At 68.5% G+C, this 17,572-nt stretch carries 15 protein-coding genes and 1 pseudogene; 6 read left to right on the top strand and 10 right to left on the bottom strand.

What is annotated here, in order from left to right:
- Positions 1–658: DUF4184 family protein (locus CWIS_RS06720; protein ID WP_053071594.1), on the bottom strand; the 658-nt coding region annotated here is incomplete at its 3' end.
- 254 nt (positions 659–912) lie between these two features.
- Between CWIS_RS06720 and CWIS_RS06715 the strand changes: the two genes are divergently transcribed.
- Genes CWIS_RS06715 through CWIS_RS06695 form a run of 5 tightly spaced genes read left to right on the top strand, consistent with a single transcriptional unit; the run spans position 913 to position 5,779 of the window.
- Positions 913–1,371 (top strand): hypothetical protein, encoded by a 459-nt coding sequence (locus tag CWIS_RS06715; RefSeq protein ID WP_156186582.1) that lies wholly within the window; start codon positions 913–915, stop codon positions 1,369–1,371.
- 24 nt (positions 1,372–1,395) lie between these two features.
- A complete protein-coding gene (locus CWIS_RS06710) occupies positions 1,396–2,826 on the top strand; it encodes an anaerobic C4-dicarboxylate transporter family protein (protein ID WP_048342496.1) in 1,431 nt (476 codons plus the stop codon).
- 12 nt (positions 2,827–2,838) lie between these two features.
- Positions 2,839–4,188 (top strand): M20/M25/M40 family metallo-hydrolase, encoded by a 1,350-nt coding sequence (locus CWIS_RS06705; RefSeq protein WP_048342495.1) that lies wholly within the window; start codon positions 2,839–2,841, stop codon positions 4,186–4,188.
- 56 nt (positions 4,189–4,244) lie between these two features.
- Positions 4,245–4,520, top strand: coding sequence for a helix-turn-helix transcriptional regulator (locus CWIS_RS06700; protein WP_231583706.1), 276 nt, complete (start codon positions 4,245–4,247; stop codon positions 4,518–4,520).
- Positions 4,517–5,779: a type II toxin-antitoxin system HipA family toxin gene (locus CWIS_RS06695; RefSeq protein ID WP_048342493.1), complete on the top strand. Its 1,263-nt coding sequence runs from the start codon at positions 4,517–4,519 to the stop codon at positions 5,777–5,779. The genes CWIS_RS06700 and CWIS_RS06695 overlap by 4 nt, the downstream gene beginning before the upstream one ends.
- A 30-nt stretch (positions 5,780–5,809) precedes the next feature.
- Here the strand turns inward: CWIS_RS06695 and CWIS_RS06690 are convergent, their stop codons facing one another.
- From CWIS_RS06690 to CWIS_RS06675, 4 genes are all read right to left on the bottom strand, one after another.
- Positions 5,810–6,289 (bottom strand): isoprenylcysteine carboxylmethyltransferase family protein, encoded by a 480-nt coding sequence (locus tag CWIS_RS06690; protein WP_053071593.1) that lies wholly within the window; start codon positions 6,287–6,289, stop codon positions 5,810–5,812.
- Positions 6,290–6,360: 71 nt separating this feature from the next.
- On the bottom strand, positions 6,361–8,517 hold the full coding sequence (locus tag CWIS_RS06685) for a DEAD/DEAH box helicase (protein ID WP_048342492.1): 2,157 nt from the start codon (positions 8,515–8,517) through the stop codon (positions 6,361–6,363).
- Between the two features lie 444 nt (positions 8,518–8,961).
- Positions 8,962–9,456, bottom strand: coding sequence for a hypothetical protein (locus CWIS_RS06680; RefSeq protein WP_048342491.1), 495 nt, complete (start codon positions 9,454–9,456; stop codon positions 8,962–8,964).
- 187 nt (positions 9,457–9,643) lie between these two features.
- Positions 9,644–10,186 carry a DUF6882 domain-containing protein gene (locus tag CWIS_RS06675; protein WP_048342490.1) on the bottom strand — a complete coding sequence of 181 codons (543 nt, stop codon included), beginning with the start codon at positions 10,184–10,186 and terminating at the stop codon, positions 9,644–9,646.
- 159 nt (positions 10,187–10,345) lie between these two features.
- Here CWIS_RS06675 and CWIS_RS06670 point away from each other — a divergent pair, with 159 nt between their 5' ends.
- Positions 10,346–11,599, top strand: a complete 1,254-nt coding sequence (locus CWIS_RS06670) for a Fic family protein (protein WP_231583704.1) — start codon at positions 10,346–10,348, stop codon at positions 11,597–11,599.
- Between the two features lie 247 nt (positions 11,600–11,846).
- Here the strand turns inward: CWIS_RS06670 and CWIS_RS06665 are convergent, their stop codons facing one another.
- The 5 genes and pseudogenes from CWIS_RS06665 to CWIS_RS06650 form a co-directional block, all read right to left on the bottom strand.
- A complete protein-coding gene (locus CWIS_RS06665) occupies positions 11,847–12,725 on the bottom strand; it encodes a hypothetical protein (RefSeq protein ID WP_369796503.1) in 879 nt (292 codons plus the stop codon).
- 212 nt (positions 12,726–12,937) lie between these two features.
- The gene (locus tag CWIS_RS06660; RefSeq protein ID WP_156186580.1) at positions 12,938–13,897 is read right to left on the bottom strand and encodes a hypothetical protein; all 960 of its coding nucleotides are present in this window, start codon (positions 13,895–13,897) and stop codon (positions 12,938–12,940) included.
- A gap of 4 nt (positions 13,898–13,901) precedes the next feature.
- Positions 13,902–15,434: a hypothetical protein gene (locus CWIS_RS06655; RefSeq protein WP_053071592.1), complete on the bottom strand. Its 1,533-nt coding sequence runs from the start codon at positions 15,432–15,434 to the stop codon at positions 13,902–13,904.
- Between the two features lie 320 nt (positions 15,435–15,754).
- A complete protein-coding gene (locus CWIS_RS18315) occupies positions 15,755–16,648 on the bottom strand; it encodes a hypothetical protein (protein ID WP_156186579.1) in 894 nt (297 codons plus the stop codon).
- Between the two features lie 626 nt (positions 16,649–17,274).
- A pseudogene (locus CWIS_RS06650) lies at positions 17,275–17,457 on the bottom strand (leucine zipper domain-containing protein); the annotation flags it as partial.
- Between the last annotated feature and the right edge of the window lie 115 nt (positions 17,458–17,572).

Below are 17,572 nucleotides of genomic sequence, written 5' to 3'. Positions count from 1 at the left end.
CCGGCTCGTCCTGCGCGACGCCCCGGGCCACCGCGAGCCCCGCCGCGGCCAGCCCGAGCACCGCGACGCCCACCAGCACGGCCGCGCTCGTGCGCGACACCTCGACCCGGCCCCCGCGCTGACGCCACCGCGCGAACGCCCGCGCGGCCCACACCGCGAGCACCACGAGCCCGACGACCGTGCTCACGTGCTGCAGCACGCGCGCGACGTCCATCCCCCCGAACGCGGGCTCCCGCAGCGCGTCGACCCGCTCGACCAGGAAGCCGTCGCCGTGCGTGAACGAGTCCCACAGCACGTGCGTCGCGACGCCGAGCACCAGCGACGCGATGATCCACCCGGCGCGCTCGAGCCGCCCGGCACGCTCGGCGGACCCCGGGTGCACGCGCTGCCTGGTCACGAGCGCGACGAGCGGCGCCCGCACCAGCCACCACAGGGCGAGCAGCACCGCGGCGGTCGGCACCGCGACCGTCAGCGCACCGGGCCAGTGGTGCGTCGTCGTCGCGTTGACGAACGGCTCGTACCAGGCACCCGCGTACCGGGGCAGCTTCACGAAGTACGGCACGTCCGGCGCCATCGCCCCGACGACGAGCGCGGCGGGGACCAGCGGCCCGCGCGCGAGCGGGAGGACGGCAGCAGCGTGCGACAGCGTGAACGGCATGCGCCCAGGATCACCGGCGTGCGCGGCGCCCGGCGTCGTCCTGGAGCATCGATCCGGGCCCTGCCGGGTCCGACCACGGTCTGACCCGGCCGAGGGCGCGCGCGGCCTACGTCAGGTCCCGCACCCGGCAAGCCCGAGCCGCACGGCCTGGATCTCGCCGCCGGTGCTCACCCGGCACGGGTGAGGTCGCGGGTTCGTCGTCGTCCGGACAATGGCAACGGCCCGCAGCAGCGGGGCAAGGGGACGGAGCGGTCATGACGGCTCGGGGTCACGCCGTGCTCGCCCGCACCCGTCGGGTGCGGTGCGGTGCGACGCTCGTCGGGATCGGTCTGGGGCTCGTGCTGGCCGGGTGCGCGTCCCAGGCGGAGCAGGCGAAGGCGACCGACGTGTGCGCGCAGGTCGAGGGCCTTCGTGACGCTGCGCAGGCCGTGCGGGACCTGGATCCCGCGACGGTCACGGCCGACGAGGCTCGGGCCGCGCTCGAGGCACTGCAGGCCGAGGCCGCCCAGGCCGTCGCGGCGGCGGACGGGACCGCGCGCAGGGACGCCGCGACGCTGCGCGAGGCGGTCGCCGACCTGCGCGCGACCGTCGTCGCCGCAGGCCCCGACGCGCTGACCACCGCGCGCCCGCTCGTCGAGGACCAGCTCGGCGACGTGCTGGTCGCGGCCGAGACCCTGCGGCAGGACCTCGCCGCCCCGTGCGAGGCGGGGTAGCGGGCGGGACGAAGGAGGAGCGGCGTGGACGTGGTCTTCGTTCTCGAGGCGTTGGTGGTGCTCGGGTGCATCGTGATGGGCACGCGGGCCGGTGGCGTCGGGGTCGGCCTGTGGGGCGGTCTGGGCGTCGGGATCCTGGTGTTCGTCTTCCAGGAGGCGCCGGGTGAGCCGCCGGGCGCTGCGATGCTCATCATCCTGGCCGTGGTGACCGCGGCGTCGATGATGCAGGCGGCGGGCGGGGTCGACTGGATGGTCGGCGTCGCCGCGCGGGTCATCGAGAACCACCCGAAGCAGATCACGCTGATCGCACCGCTGACGGCGTTCCTGTTCTCGGTCGGGTCCGGGACGAGCAACATCCTGTACCCGCTGCTGCCCGTGATCTACGACGTGTCCTACCGCAACGGGATCCGGCCGTCGCGACCGCTGACGGTGACGGTCGTGCAGTCCGGCATGGCGCTCGCGGCGTCCCCGGTGTCGGCGGCGATGGCCGCGATGCTCACGTTGACCGACGTCGAGCCGTTCGGGTTCAGCCTGCCGCAGATCCTGTCCGTGACGTTCCCGGCGTGCGTGGTGGGCATCGTCGTGACGGCGCTCGTCATGAACCGGGTCGGCAAGGAGCTGGACGACGACCCCGAGGTCCAGGCGCGCATCGAGGCGGGGCTCCTGCCGTCGCGTGCCGAGCTCGTCGCGGCGTCGGCGGCGCCGGCGACGAGTGCGACGCCGGCATCCGGCGACGCGGGCACCTCGGCCGGCGCGGCCGGATCGGCCGCCTCGGCCGGGTCGCTGCCCGGGTCCACGACGCGCGGGCGCAACTCCGCGCTCGCGTTCCTGGCGGGCGTCGTCGTGATCGTCGTGCTGGGCCTGTTCCCCGACCTGCGGCCCGCGTTCGAGGTGGAGGGCGAGGGCAGCGTCCCGATCGACATGACGACGACGATCATCATCGTCATGTTCGCGGTGGGCGTCGCGATCCTGTTCCTCGGCAGGCCCAAGGTCGGCGACGTCCCCGAGATGTCGGTGTTCAAGGCGGGCATGGTCGCCGCGATCGCCCTGTTCGGCATCGCGTGGCTCACGGCCACGTTCATCACCGCCCACCAGGACGTGATCGTCGAGACGATCGGCGGCTGGGTGAACGACTACGTGGTGATCTTCGCGCTCGCCGTGTTCCTGGTGGCCGCGCTCACGACGAGCCAGTCGACGGCCACGCGGACCATCGTGCCGATCGGTCTCGCGGCGGGCCTGTCCCCCGGGCTCGTCACCGGCATGTGGGCGGGCGCGCTGAACGGCGTCTACACGCTGCCGGCCAACGGCACGCAGATCGCCGCCGCGAACTTCGACCTGACCGGCACGACGAAGCTCGGCACCAAGCTGCTCGACCACAGCTTCTTCCTGCCCATGGTCGTCATGACCGTGACGAGCGTTCTCGTCGGCGCCGCGATCGGCGCGATCTTCTACTAGGAGGAGCACCTCATGCAGACCGAGGAGGTCGCCGCCCGGGCGGCCGCGCTGATGCCGTCGCTGCTGGACCGGCTCGCCGAGCTCGTCGCCATCCCGTCCGTCGCGTTCCCGGGCTACCCGCCCGAGCCGGTGCACCGGATGGCCGACCGCACGCTCGAGCTGTTCCGCGAGGTCGGCTTCACCGACGCACGCTTCATGGAGGTCCCGAGCGGCTACCCGCCGATCTACGCCGAGCTGCCCGGCCCGCCCGGGTCACCCGTGGTGCTCCTCTACGCGCACTACGACGTGCAGCCCGCGCCGCCCGAGCAGGGCTGGACCAGCGACCCGTGGACCGCGACCCGCAAGGACGACGGGCGCATCTACGGCCGTGGTGCGGCCGACGACAAGTCGGGGCTGGTCGCGCACCTCGGCACGCTCCAGGTGTTCGACGGCCACCCGCCGTGCACGGTCAAGCTCGTGCTCGAGGGCATGGAGGAGACCGAGAGCAACCTCGAGGCCTTCGTCGAGGCGCACCCCGAGCTGTTCGCGTGCGACGCGTTCGTCGTGTGCGACATGGGCAACCTCGAGGTCGGCCAGCCCGCGCTCAGCACCGCGCTGCGCGGCGACGTGGCCTGCGAGGTCACCGTCACCACGCTCCAGCACCCGCTGCACTCGGGCGTCTACGGCGGACCCACGCCCGACGCTATGATCGCGCTCGCGCGCCTGCTCGCGACCCTGCACGACGACGCTGGCGACGTCGCCGTCGAGGGGGTCTCGCGCGTGCCGTGGATCGGCGAGGACCTCACCGAGGACCAGTTCCGCGCGGGCGCGGACGTGGTCGAGGGCGTCACGCTCATGGGCACCGGGACGATCGGCCAACGGCTCTACGGCAACCCGTCGGTCTCCGCGATCGGCGTCGACATGACCAGCGTCGCGGGCTCGTCGAACGTCCTGATCCCCGAGGCGCGCGCCAAGCTGTCCATGCGGATCGTCCCCGGCTCCGACCCGGAGGCCGAGCTCGACGCGCTCGTCGCCCACCTCGAGACGCACGCGCCGTGGGGCGCGCAGGTCGAGGTCCGCCGCACCAAGGCCGCTCCCCCGTTCACGTGCCCGACCGACGGACCCGCCTACGCCGCGGCGCGCGACGCGCTCGAGCAGGCGTACGGCAAGCCCGTCGGCGAGGCCGGGTCCGGCGCGTCCATCCCGCTGCTGCGCACGCTGCAGACCGCCTCGCCAGGTGCCGAGTTCATCCTGTGGGGGCCCGAGGACGTCGCGAAGTCCCGCATCCACGCGAGCGACGAGAGCGTCGACCCGTCCGAGATCGAGCACCTCGTCGTCGCCCAGGCCCTCCTCCTGCAGAACCTGGCCGCCCGCTCGTCGTAGGCCCCCCGCTCCTGCGGTGTCACATACTTATGACGCTGCAGCAATGTCATGCAACCGTGACATTGCTGCAGCGTCACGGTACTGTGACACGTATGGAGCGCACCCTCCCCGCCCGCTCACTCACACGGCTGGGCTCGGCCGTGCGTCGACTGCGCAACGACCGCGGCCTCACGCAGGCCCAGCTCGCCGAGGCAGCGGACGTCTCGCGAGCATGGCTCATCGACGTCGAGCGCGGCGATCGGCCTGGACTCGAGCTGGCCAGACTGCTGCGCGTGCTCGACGCCCTCGATGCCTCCCTCATGATCCGCGACGACCTCGGGGAGCAGGAATGAGCCCGACGCTCGCCGTCATCCTGGAGCGTCGGCTCGTCGGCCACGTCGAGCGCACCCGTGCCGGAGCGATCCGACTCACCTACACGGAAGACGCGCGCGAGCTCGGCCGTACACCGCTGTCGCTCTCGCTGCCGACCGACAGCCGGTCGCACGCCGGCGACGCGGTGCTGACCTTCGTCAGAGCGCTTCTGCCTGAGAGCAACGCCACCATGGCCGCGATCGCCCGCCACACGGGGGCCGATCCCGACGATGTCCTGGCGATGCTGGAAGCCATCGGCAAGGACTGCGCGGGAGCCGTGCAGTTCTGCCTCCCCGACGACGTCGACGCGACGATCGACAGGGCGGGTGAGCTCGTGCCCGTCGCCGACGGCGACATCGCGCAGCGCCTCGCCGCCCTCCGCATGAGCGAGGAAACCTCCTGGACGATGCCGGGCGAGCACTGGTCGCTCGGCGGAGCCCAGAACAAGCTCGCCCTCCGCAGGGAGGGCGGACGATGGTTCGAGGCCAAGGGTGCGGAGGCGACCAGCCACATCCTCAAACCGGGGATCCGCCAGCTCGCGTACCAGGCGCTCGTCGAGCACGTGACGATGCGTGCGGCCGCCGCGTGTGGGCTCGACGTAGCCGACACCGACTACGTCGAGTTCAAGACTGAACCCGCCGTCATCGTCACGCGGTTCGACCGGCGTCGCGACGCCGCAGGCCTCACACGCGTCCACCAGGAGGACGTGTGCCAGGCGCTCGGGCGTTCGCAGAAGTACGAGGAGTACGGCGGACCCGGTGTCCGCGAGATCCTTCACCTGCTGCGCGAGAGCGCGTGGAACAGGACCCAGGCGGAGCGCAACGCGCAGCGGTTCGTGGACGCGGTCATCTTCAACACGGTGGTCGCCGCCCCAGACGCCCACGCCCGCAACTACGCACTCCTGCTCGCGGGCGGGCAGGTCGAGCTCGCGCCGTTGTACGACGTGGCCACCGGTCTGGCCTACGACAGCCCTGCGGACAGGGTCCTGTCGATGAGCGTCGGAGGCGAGTTCCGCATCAACCGGATCGGCCGCGAAGAATGGACGCGGTTCGCCGACGAGATCGGGTTGAGTGCGCAGGACGTGATCGACCGGGCGGCCTGGTTCGCGGACTCCATCCCGGGTGCGATCCGGGGCGCGCTGTCGGGCGTCGACGACGAGGACGGCGCCGCCAACGAGCTACGTCGACGGCTGCTCCCGGCGGTCGACGCGCACATGCTCCGCGTCACGAACGCGCTCTGACGCGGCCGACGCCCGAGCCTCACCCGGTCGTCAGCGTCGGCGGGGTCCCAGCCAGCGGGGCACCCGGCGGCGGTAGTCGTCGTACGGCGGGCCGAAGGCCTCGTGCAGGAACCGCTCCTCCGGGAGGATCGCGCCCCACAGGACCAGCAGCACCGCAGCCGGGAACAGGGCGAGTCCCCAGAACGTCGGGACCAGCAGCGCCAGGCCGACGTAGAGGCCGAGCAGGCCGACGTACAGCGGGTTGCGGGAGACGCCGAACGGGCCGTCCTCGAGCATCGCGCGCGTCTCCTGGCCGGGCAGGAGGCCCGTGCGGTGGCGACGGAACAGCCACAACGCCCAGCCGTTCCACGCCGCGAACGCCACGACCAGCGCCCAGCCGACGGGAACCCGCCAGCCGCCGAGCGTCACCGGGTCACCCGCGACGGCGGTCACGAGCCAGCCGACGAGCAGCGGCGCCCCGATCGCGACCGGCGGCCACAGTCGGAACTCGACGACTCCCGCACGCGGCATGCCTCACTCTGGCAGCACCCGCGACCCGCGAGCCCCCTGCCCGCCGCAGGATGAGATCGAGCGTGCGCGGGTCAGATCACCGTGTCGGTGGTGAGGGCGTCGGTGAGCAGGCTGACGAGCGTCTCGAGCTGGACGTCCGTGGACGACGACGCGTCCTCGTCGTCGGCGCCGTCCAGCGCCCGGGCCGCGAGGGCCGACTTGCTGTCGATGAGCTCGGCGATCTTGGCGTCGATGGTCTGCGCGGCGATGATGCGCCACGCGGTGACCGGCTCGGACTGGCCGATGCGGTGGATGCGGTCGATCGCCTGCGTCTGCTCGGCGTCGGTCCAGGACAGCTCGGCGAGCACCAGGTTGGACGCGACCTGCAGGTTCAGCCCCACACCGGCGGCCAGGAGCGAGCACACGACGATCTCGACCTCGGGGTCCTCGGTGAACGCGGTGATCGCCTTCTCGCGGGCCTTCGTCGTCTGCTCGCCGCGGATCGAGGCGTAGCGGATGCCGCGGTCGGCGAACGTCTGCTCGGCCAGGTCCATGACGTCGACGTGCTTGGCGAAGAACACGACCTTGCCGACGTTGCGCGCGAGCTGCGCGGCGTAGTCCGCGGCCAGCCCGGCCTTGGCCTGCCCGATCCGGCGGACCATCGTGAACACGTTCTCGCCGCTGGCCTTCGAGCTGGAGTCCTTGAGCTCGCCGGCCGCCACTCGTCGGACGAGGTCGTGGTCGATCATCCCGCCCACGATCGCGCCGTCGCCGCGGTTCTCGATCGCCGCCCGGTAGCGCTGGACGAGCCGGTTGGTGAGCGCCTCCTCGGCGGCGCGGATGGACCGGCCGACGGCGCCGTCGAGCTCGACCGGCAGGTCCGCGACCCGGCGGGCGGGGATGTCCGCCACCACGTCCGCCTTGCGGCGTCGCACGATGCCCATGTCGATCACGCTGGCGCGCGCGGCGGCGTAGAAGCCGGGGTCCGCGGGCGTCAGGCCGGTCTCCTCGAGCGCGGTCATGAGCTTGCCGAGCGGCTTCGCGTCGTCGATCCAGCCGAGGAACTGCCAGATCGCCCGGAAGTCCTCGATGTCGTTGATCAGCGGCGTGCCGGTGAGGGCCATCAGCAGCGGCCGGGCCGTGCGGGTGCGGATCCGCTCGGACAGGTTCAGCACGTGCTGGGAGCGCTGCGAGGACTTGTTCTTGATGAAGTGCGCCTCGTCGACGACCATCCCGCGGAACCCGAAGTCCCCGAGCCAGCCCACGTGCCGGTCGAGGATCTCGTAGTTCACGATCACGACGTCGGCGAACGCGTCGACCTGCTCACCGTCGCCGTGGACTACGGTGGCCCGGCGGAACGGCGTCCACAGCGAGACCTCGTGCGCCCAGTTGGTCTTCACCACGTTGGGGACGACGACGAGCAGCGGATACGCGTCCGCGGCCTGCGCCGCCAGGAGGGCCTGGGCCGTCTTGCCGAGCCCGGGCTCGTCGGCGAGCAGGAACGTGCGGTGCCCCCGCGACGTGGCGGCGACCACCTGCGCCTGGTGCGGCATCAGCTCACGCCCCGCGGGCAGCGGCACCGGCCGCGGCTCGGGCAGCGCCATGCACGCGGGCTGACCCGTCGCGGCGTACTCGAAGGACCGGAACAGCGGCTCGAGCAGCTCCCACCCGGCCAGCCGCCTTGCCCGCGCCGCGGATCGCTCGGCCGCGGCCTCGAAGTCCGGCGCCAGGAACGGGTTCGCGAGCTGTCGCGAGATCACCGAGCGCGGCACCACCTGGTTGTTGGCGGTGGGCGTCGGTGCGGGCGGCGGGGTGGGCTCCGGCTCGTCGGGCGGCTCCATCCCGCCCGCGCGCATCACCGTGGCCTTGAACGCACGCGCCGCGTCGGTGACGCGGGCGTCGTCGGCGAGCAGCGCCAGCAGGGACGTGTCCCGGGCCGCGGTCTTCGCGAGCATCGTCGCGACCCCGTCGAGCCGCTTCAGCTGCTCGGTGCGCCGCGCACCGCCCATCTCCGTGTCCGCCATGACCCGCGCGCGCTCCTCGCGCACCAGCAACGCCACGACCTGGAACTTCGTGCGGACCACGGGGCGCGTCGGGGGCTTCTGCACCGCCCGGTCCACGTCACGGGCGACCTCGGCGAGGACCGGGATCAGCTCCTTCTCAGCGGGACGCGAGGGGGCACGACGACGCTGCCCACCGGAGTCCGTGCGCGCACGACCGGACCCGCGCTGCCCGCTGGGACGTGCCACATCTCCTCCTTCGAGCGGCCACACCGCAACCGCGGTGCGGCACGCCGTGCCGCAGTCGCCCGAGACCGGGTCGACGCCGTGTCAGCCCACTGACGAAGGCCACGTGTGCCGGGGCGCCCCAGAAACGGGCGCCGGGTCACAGCGCGGCAGCCAGCCTGCGCCGCCCACAGGGCCGCGCTCATGCCGAGAGAGACACGCCACCTGGCGCACCTCGGTGGATCACCGCTGGGCGGACTCATCGCCCTGCCCGATCACCACACCACGCGCAGCGTACCGCCGCCGCGCACGACGAGCCCCAACGCTCACGGGCGTTTCACCCACCAGCCTGCAGCGCCGCCCCGCGTTCACCTCCCAGCTCCTGTGCCGAGCCCGAGTTGGTGCAACACCTCGCCCGCCTGCCCAGCTTCCAGCGCCAACCCCGAGTCGACGCTTCGGTCGCCTCAGCTACCGTCGCGGAAATGCGGCGATCTCCATGTCCCACGCCTCCGCGGCTGTGCCGAGGCAGTCGGGCGTCAGGCTGAGATCGACGAAGTACTCATAGAGCCCGGGCCGGTCCGATCCCCGCGATGGTGGGCCGGCTTCAAGCGAGAGGTGGACTCTGAGCCGGATGTCGCGCCCCACGTCGGCGTGGACGCTGAAGGCGATGTTCGGCTCGGTGAATGCCAACAGTGACGCCTCGTCCGCGGGCCATGGAGTCGGTGGCACGCGACGATCGGCGACCGCCTTCAGCCACCCCGAGATCTCCCGCAGGTCATCGGTGAGCAGGCACGGGTCACGGAACGAGTACTCGACCCCTTCCGCGGTGCGCACGTGGCCGTCGATCACCACCCAGTTGCCGTCGAAGTCGAAACCGCCGTCCGCCTGCGGCCTCCCCCGTCCGGACTGGTACCGCACCGGGCGCAGTTCGACCCACGCGCCGTCAGACGACGTCAGCCGCACATTCCCTCCCTCGCATCGCACCCGTCGAGTGACTTGGCGCTCTGAATCCGCGTCACCCGCCCCCCGGCGGTGGCCGCAGGTCCGGCACTGAGCTTCCACAGCATCTGGGCCAGCGTGACCAGCTCGTCGTCGTCGAGCAAGGCCAACAGCTCCTCCGCCGCACGCTGGTAACTGCCCGGCGAGCCCCCTACGCGGGGATGCTGACGGTGAAGGTGGACGGCGCACCATCGTTGGGCTCAATGGTCACTGCCCCGAACGTCATGTAGGGGATCGCCCCGTGATCACCCCGGTAGAACCCGGTCGCTCTCGTGACCCGGACAGCGATCGCCGCCAAGGTCATCGCGGTCTGCTCGTCCACCTGGAGCTCCGCTGCCGTGAATGCCGCATGACCGCCGGCCTCGCCCCACGAACGGAGCCGGTCCGCGTCCGCCCGGACCCGCACGGGGATCCCCTCGTTCGACCAGGCCCACCGCCACGAGCCCGATGACTGGACGTAGCTGCCCAGGATCTGCACGGGTGCGACGACGCGCTTGTCGGCGAACGTCCACGCGATGGTGCCTGCGCTCAGGTCGACCGCCCATGAGTCAGCCGATCCGGCGCCCCACCGATCTCTATGTGCCGCCGCCAGTCGGTCGAGCATGTCCTCGCCCTCCAGCAGCAGAGTCGCGAGGTCGTCAGCCGCCGGTGGCGTCGCCGCTGCGGGCTTTGGCGAGCGTCGGAAGAGTGCCATCCATGAAGAGTCGCAGGTCCTCCCGTCGGATTGGCGTGCCGTTGTTCGAGCCACCCGTTCGGGCTCCAGAGCTCGAGCGAGCGGCGAGCCCTGAGCCTGACGTGAGAGAGCGACCGTCCTTACTAACACTTTTGCTAAAACTGTAAGTACAGTGGGGATGTGGCAACGGAAGCTGAGCCCCTCGCGGTTCCCGCGATGGCGCAGGAGTCGCACACCTGGCTCGCGCAGACCGACGGCATGAGCTCGCGCGCCCAGCTCTCGAGCGCCTCGGGCCCGTACGAGTCGAGCGTGCCCGCGCGGATCGCCGACCACGCCGTGACGATCCCCTCGGACCTGGGGGCCGACGTCGACGAGGCGACCGCGGCGCTCGCACGGTTCGACCTGTACGCGAGCACGAAGCTCGGCGCCGAGAGCCCGACGCTCGGCCCGATGTCGTCGATCCTGCTGCGCACCGAGTCGGCCTCGTCGTCGCAGATCGAGAACCTCACGGTCGGCGCCCGCCAGCTCGCCCTGGCCGAGATCGACCAGGCCGGCAGCGAGAACGCGAAGATCGTCGTTGCCAACGTCCGCACGATGGAGGCCGCGCTCGCTCTCGCCGACCGCCTCGACGAGAGCGCCATCCTCGCGATGCACGCCCGGCTGCTGGGCCGGCAACGGGGTTGGGAAGACCACGCAGGCAAGTACCGCGACGAGCTGGTCTGGGTCGGTCGGAGCAGGATCAGCCCGCGGGGCGCGTCGCACGTCGCGCCCCAGGCCGAGCAGGTGCCCCAGGCGATGGACGACCTGGTCCGCTACCTGGCTCGCGACGACGTGCCCGTCATCGTCCAAGCCGCCATCGCCCACGCGCAGTTCGAGACCATCCACCCGTTCGCGGACGGCAACGGCCGCACGGGTCGGGCGCTGGTCCACGCGATCCTGCGCGGCAAGGGCGTCATGACCCGCACGACGGCGCCCGTATCAGCTGGGCTCCTGACCGACACCGAGGCGTACTTCTCGGCGCTCGGCGCGTACCGCCGCGGTGACGCTCGGCCCATCGTCGAGCAGTTCACGCGCGCGAGCCGGTACGCCGCCTTCACCGGCGAGAGACTCGTCGACGACCTGGCCGCTCAGGTCGACGCGGCCCGCGAGGCCCTGACGGCTCGACGGCTGCGGTCGCAGGCCTCCGCCTGGCGGGTCGTTCCCCTGCTCGTCTCGAACCCGGTGGTCAACGCGCGACTGCTGGTCGACCGCCTCGGGACGAACGAGGTCGCCGCGCAGCGCGCGCTGGCGCAACTCACCGACGCCGGAGTCCTGACCGAACACACGGGGATGAAGCGCAACCGCATCTGGCAGCACTCAGGGATCCTGAACGTGCTCGACCAGTACGCGCAGCAGATCTCCCGTCGCAGCGGTACGGACCGGGGCCTTGACTGAGAGTGCGCGATCTGGATCAACACTCTGTACGCCTTGGCGGACTCAAACAGTCGACACCCCCTCTAGGAACTCGATCCGGAACGCTCGCCACCGCGCTGAACTGCAGAAATACGTACGAATAGTTCCCCGGATGACGACCGCTCGGCTCGCCTGCTGACCACATGCTGACCACCCCCGCTTGAAACCTAAGCACGTCCGTCCCCGTGCACGCCCCACGCCGAACTCAGAGATGTGGCCCACCCGGCACCTACGGCGAGGCCGGGACGTGAGAGCCGACCAGTCCGACCTCTTCCAGGATCGCGTTCAGCCGGGCGATCGTCAGGTACGGCGCACACGAACCCTGGTAGGCGGCCGCGAGGCTGACCGAATCACTCACGATTGCTTCCCGCAGCGAGGCCAACTCCAAGCCGCTCCGGAGGGGACGAAGACCGAAAACACAATCGCTCAAGATGAGCGACTCACCGCCATCCCAGCAGGCAACCTTCTCCGGCGTAACGCGGCCTACTCGCGGGAGCAGCACTAACGGCCCGCGGCTCGACAAATGCGCCGGACCCACGACTGCCTGCGGAAGCACCACGCCTCGCCGTAGGTCCGGTGTGTGGATGAACCTCGACTCACCCGAGACCCAGGTCCTCGCGACGTGGACTGGAACCCGTCCGCGGACTATCTCCACGTCGACTGACCGAGCCACGGCCGTAGACTTCTCCGTGAGTTCCCTCGCAGTTCCCGCCGTGGCAACGGGTGTAGCCACAACGCGCCTACTCACGCGAACAACAGCCATCCGCGCCACAACGCCCGGGAACTTCCGCGGCTCAAGTACGTCGATCACCTCGATCGCCGGTGCGTCAACTCTTTGATGCCACCATCGATCCCGATCGCTCTCTAGGGCGTTCAACGGCAGAAGCGCGATCACCACGCCATCAGGCTTGATAGAAGGGATCGCGGCATCAAGGAACGCGACACTCGGCGAGACGCGCCGCGATCCGCCCTCGCCGTCAGGGACCATCCGCCCCGCACCGCCGCGGTAGCTGAACGGCGGATTGAGCAGGACCGCATCATAGAACTCGGCCCGAAAAATCGTGCTGGAACGACGGGAGTGCATAGAGAGGAGATCCAACTTACCCACGCGCCAGGTCCTGTGCCTATCCCGGAGCACGCGCACATTGCGACCGTCGAGATCGGTTCCTGCGATCCTCACACCAGGCAGCCAAGACTCTGCCGCCTCGAGGAGCGCCCCTTCGCCAGCACAAAAGTCAGCGACAATAGACGCATCCGACGGCACCTGACTGGCCATTAGTTCGGCCAGCCATTGCGGCGTGTAATGCTGATCAATCATTATCAGTAGCCGGCATACTCGCCACGACCATGGTAAAGGTCAGACTCACAGAACGCCGCAGTGTCGTAGAGGCAAACACGGCCTTTGCCAAGGCTGCGCTTGGCCTTGCGGACAGGGTGGTCGTAAATGAGCTCAGTTGAGTTGGGCCGGGAGAGCGCGAACAAAACCGCCCCTACACCGTGAGGCTTCGTTCCAATTGGAGCAACCCGCCCATAACTCCAATCGCCGTCCCGGAAGATCCGATAGATCTCGTGGAAGGCGTCGAAGGGACAATTTGCCTTTGCTAGGCGCAGTCGGCTATGCAAGAAGTCCTGCCGAAGCGACTCAGCATTACCGTCGATCGACTCGAACGGATGATGTAGGACAAATCCGGGAACGCCGACGATAGGCACCACGTTCTCTAGTCCCACCTCGAGCGTCTTCATCACATACGCGAACCGCGCGCCTTCGAATCCTAGCAGTGCTACAAGATTCCCCTCCTCCGAGCTTGGCGCACCGAAGCGCGCGAACCCCGGGAGCGGAGCAATGCCCGCGATCCTTTCGGAGAGGTCATACACCATACCCTGGGCGGGGCTATCGTCCAGCTTGTAGGAGGCCGGCTCCGTATAGACAATCGAATGTGCCTTGCCAAGCGCAATACACTCGCGAAGCAATACCGCCCATGTCGGATGCGCGAGCGCCGTAACGTCAATGTAGATCCTGTCCGGCATTGACGCCAGAAGGTCCCGAATAGACTGCTCGGAACGAAGCGAAAACGCACCTGTTGATCTGGGATCGCCGAGTCGGACCTGCACGGAATCGGCGGTTTCGTCGACCACTGACGCGAGAATGACTCCCGCACCCAAGGCGGCGCGCTCCCAGTCGCCGTCGAGTACCGCGCGCTCCTCGTCAACAGAACCGTGGAAGTACACGGCGCCGGCTTCCGGCATGAAATCGCCCTGCGCGTACTCGAACGTAAACAACGGCTCATCTAGCAGAGCCATAGAAGCCTCCAAAGAGGGTCAACTGCTCAGGAAGCTCCGAATCGGCGCTGCGATCAGTCTTACCCAATAGCGCCTCGATGCCCTTGTTTGGCTCCTCGACCAATTTCCTGAGCAACGATGCGCTCAACGTTAGGCGGCGCTTCCGTCGGTGGCTATATACGAAATAGGGTGCAAAGATCGGGTGCAACTGATAGTTCCACTCGCGGGTCTCACCCGAGTAACCTGCCCGCTTGTCGCCGGGAAAACGACTCAGAGCCAGTTGCATTACGCCAGAATTCAAAAGGCGCAGTGTCCACTCATCGTCGCCCTTCTCGACCCGGAACTGGTTGACCTCGGGCGCGTGCCCCTCCGGGTGGCTAGCCATCACCCCGAACACTCGACCGAGGGACAGGATGAGCTTCGTCATCTGGGCGCCCTCGGTCGATGCCCCTGGCATGTTCTTTAGCGCCCGCAGACCAACTTCCTGCGCTGCCTCGGTCTGCGTTGACGCATCGACAGGCGCATCGAGCGCCTTGCCCTTAGCGAGGTTAGCTTGCAGTGCCTCGCCCACCAGCTGGACCAAGTAGCGGATGTTCCCGTCGGCCAGCGTCACGAACGTTTCAAAACCGGCGTAGTACTTCTTTCTTCCTGGGACCCCGCGGCGCAACGTGAATAGCATGGCGTAGCCATGATTATTCACGCGGTCCCGCCATAGGCGAGGATTCCCCGCAAACTCACGAACCGTCTCGTCTAGAGGCTCGTCGCGACTCTCAGCCCAGTACCCGGCGAACACTTGTTGGAGTAGGGTGAATGATTCGAAACTCTCAAGCGATCCCCCCGTCAGTCGAGTCCGCAACCGCTCGGCCCTGAGCTCTCCGCCGAGAAGCCGCGTCTCTTCTTCGATAGAAATGCTGGGGAGGATCGCAGCAATTTCGAGGTCGCCGGTCTCGGGAATCCGCGCTAGCCGTTGCGCGCACACTCTCTCTGCGAATGTAGCGAAGTCTCTGTCCTTGAGTGAGGCGCGTATGTCGATGGTGGCGAAGTCCGCCGGTTCCACCAGGGTCTCCCTGAGGTTGGTGGTTGCCCTCTCGCGATGCCCCGTTTCCTTAACACCGATCTTGAACGTGTAGTTGGAGTCGCCAGAGTGCTTAATGAGCGTGTTTACGCAGCGTTGTTGATAGTCGGAGAGGGTCTCAAACTCATCAATGAGAAAGTAGTAGGTCTTGTTCCTGAGCGGACCGGCTGCGTCAATCGCCTCGAGGAGTTGCTGAAGTGGTCGCCCTTGCACCGAGAGGGTTGGGACCCTTCCGTCGTCGATGTTGTTGACCGCGGTCTCGAACTCAAGGAGGGCCCTCTTCAAGGACCGACTGAACTCGGATACGCTCTCGACGGCGGGCATCGACAGCGAAGTGCACACATCCGCGAAGTCAATCTGCAGGTCAGTTTCGCTCAAGGCAGTGTTCTTTGGCGCCCACTCTAGGAACTCCACGATCGCTGTTGCTAGGCGAAGATTGACGTAGTGGCCGAAAATGCGCATCCATCGGTCCTCGTCGACTGTGCCACCCTGAAATGCCGACGCAACGTTTGTGTCGACCCGCCAGTAGAGTCCGACGTGGCTCCAGTCGGCCGGGTTATCGCCTTCCAGGACCCGTTGCCCCTGATAAGACAGCCCACGAAGAACCGTAGTCTTGCCTGTTCCGCGACCTCCAATAAGGAAGCAAGGCCGAGGAGTGCGCAGTTCCGGCCAATATGAGGGCGCTGTGAACAGCTCAAACAGTTCTTCCCTGAAGTACTCTGCGCGAACGCCCCCGAATACGGCATGCAGGTGAGTGATCGCGGTCTCAGATTCCGCCATAGTCAGCGCCGCCTTCTCAATGGCTTCCAGTCATCGGACGAGTGCCAGAACACCGGGAGAGTGGCATCCGGCACGGAGTGTTCGAATGCGACGCCGAGGCCGAGGTTGTGGAAGCCGTGCGGGCCAACGGCACAGAAGCGCAGTCCCGAGCGACGGGTCACCTCGATCAGTAGGTCCGACATATCCGAGGCCAACCGGGGTTCAATGTATAGCGACCGGGGGTGCACCAATGATGCCTCTGGTGGAAGATAGTGGGACGCACATACGCGGACGTTTGGTGCAACGGGTTGAATGCGCCCAAGGGCATAAGTGGTGCAGATCGACGGACAATAGTGGAGACGTCCTGTATAACCTCTACCCGCGAGCGAAGCGAATGAAGCGGTCTCTGTGCCGATGCTGACTTCGCGCTTCCAGGTGTCGATGAACTGCTGCCCAGAACCCGCGAAGTCGTCGACGAAGAGAACATCGGCGCCCCATCGCAAAGCGCGTTCGAGCGCCGCAGAAGGTTCTAGTATTTGATCCTCGTCGATTCCCAGGAGCTGCCGCGACCATCGGGAGTACATCTGCCCGGAATCGGTCGGATTCGGATCCTCACCTGTGGGGTAAGTCAAGACGAAGTTCTGCCGATACCGGCGCCACATTTCTTTCTGGAGAGCATACGAATCGCCGGGCGCACTCAATGTCTTTGCCACCGCTTTGACGGATGACTTCAATAGTTGCTCTGAGAATTGCTTGTTGAAATAGACGAAGGCCTTCAGAAGCGCGATCGCATGCTCCTGTTCCGCCGGCTCGAAATTCCTGAGCCATATCTCGGGCCGGATGCCGGCTGGCTGCGCGGGCCAGATGTAGGTGTCGGAGAAGTACTTGCGAGCCTGGAGGACTTGCTCTGCGCTCACTCGGGCACCTCCTCTACACAGGGTGATTGGCCCACTCACTCGGAAAGTACACGACGTCGGGGCTAGGTGTACGTACTGACCCGGGAGGCTGGTTAACCGGGTGACTGGTGACGTGGACCCCGCCCGCGTTGACGGGTCAGGTCGCTGTGGTGTGTAGGGGTTCGGGGCCGGCCCAGGTGCGGGCGACCTCGCGATAGGCCAGCCCGGAGTGGGGCCGGCGATGTTAGGCCTCGATGGAGTCGGTGATCTCGGCGCGGGCGGCCTGACGGACTCCCACTCGGTGCGCCGGGCGCACCGCTTGTTGCACTGGCCGAACGAGGACTCGATGAAGGCCTGGGACTCGGGGTCGCGGTAGCCGCCGCGGCGGTGGTTGTCCCCGCGGGCGGACAGGCGCAAGCGGTGCGTCCCGGCGAACTGGCTGCCGTTGTCGGTCCCGAGCGTCAACCGGCCGGCGCCACGACCCGAGACAGGACCGCAGCTTTCCCGCACGCGATGGCCTCGTCATCGCGTGTGCGCAAGTCCATGGCCCAGCCGGCGGCCGCCCTCATGCAGCGGTCGACTGCGACGTGCAGGGAGACCCACCCGTGCGCCGCGGTTCAGACCTTGGTCATGTCCAGGCGCCACAACGGAGCGCTGGAGCGGTCGAGCAGTCCGACCTCGCCGAGCTGGTCGTAGCGGGCCTTCCACTTGCTCAGGCACTGCCGGCCGATCCCGGCCTCCGCGGCGACATGCGCGATCGGACGGGACTGACACCGCCGGACCAGGCGAAGACGGCCGGCAGGGGTCAACGGGGCGTTAGCGTGGCTCATGAGGGGTAGGTCTCTCTCGGCGCGGATGTGTAGGTCGCACTTCCCATCCTGCCGCCGACGGGCCTACGGGACTGCTGCAGGGCTGGTTGACACTCTGACCTGCCCCACGGTTCGG

The organism is Cellulomonas sp. A375-1 (genome assembly GCF_001040865.1).
Classification (GTDB): domain Bacteria; phylum Actinomycetota; class Actinomycetes; order Actinomycetales; family Cellulomonadaceae; genus Cellulomonas; species Cellulomonas gelida.
Note: the sequence above shows the minus strand (reverse complement) of the source record. Positions and strands in the feature narration are given on the sequence as shown.

Coding starts and splice junctions, on each gene's coding strand:
- CWIS_RS06715 (WP_156186582.1), top strand. CDS start 913: ATGACGGCTCGGGGTCACGCCGTGCTCGCCCGCACCCGTCGGGTGCGG.
- CWIS_RS06705 (WP_048342495.1), top strand. CDS start 2,839: ATGCAGACCGAGGAGGTCGCCGCCCGGGCGGCCGCGCTGATGCCGTCG.
- CWIS_RS06695 (WP_048342493.1), top strand. CDS start 4,517: ATGAGCCCGACGCTCGCCGTCATCCTGGAGCGTCGGCTCGTCGGCCAC.
- CWIS_RS06690 (WP_053071593.1), bottom strand. CDS start 6,289: ATGCCGCGTGCGGGAGTCGTCGAGTTCCGACTGTGGCCGCCGGTCGCG.
- CWIS_RS06675 (WP_048342490.1), bottom strand. CDS start 10,186: ATGGCACTCTTCCGACGCTCGCCAAAGCCCGCAGCGGCGACGCCACCG.
- CWIS_RS06655 (WP_053071592.1), bottom strand. CDS start 15,434: ATGCGCATTTTCGGCCACTACGTCAATCTTCGCCTAGCAACAGCGATC.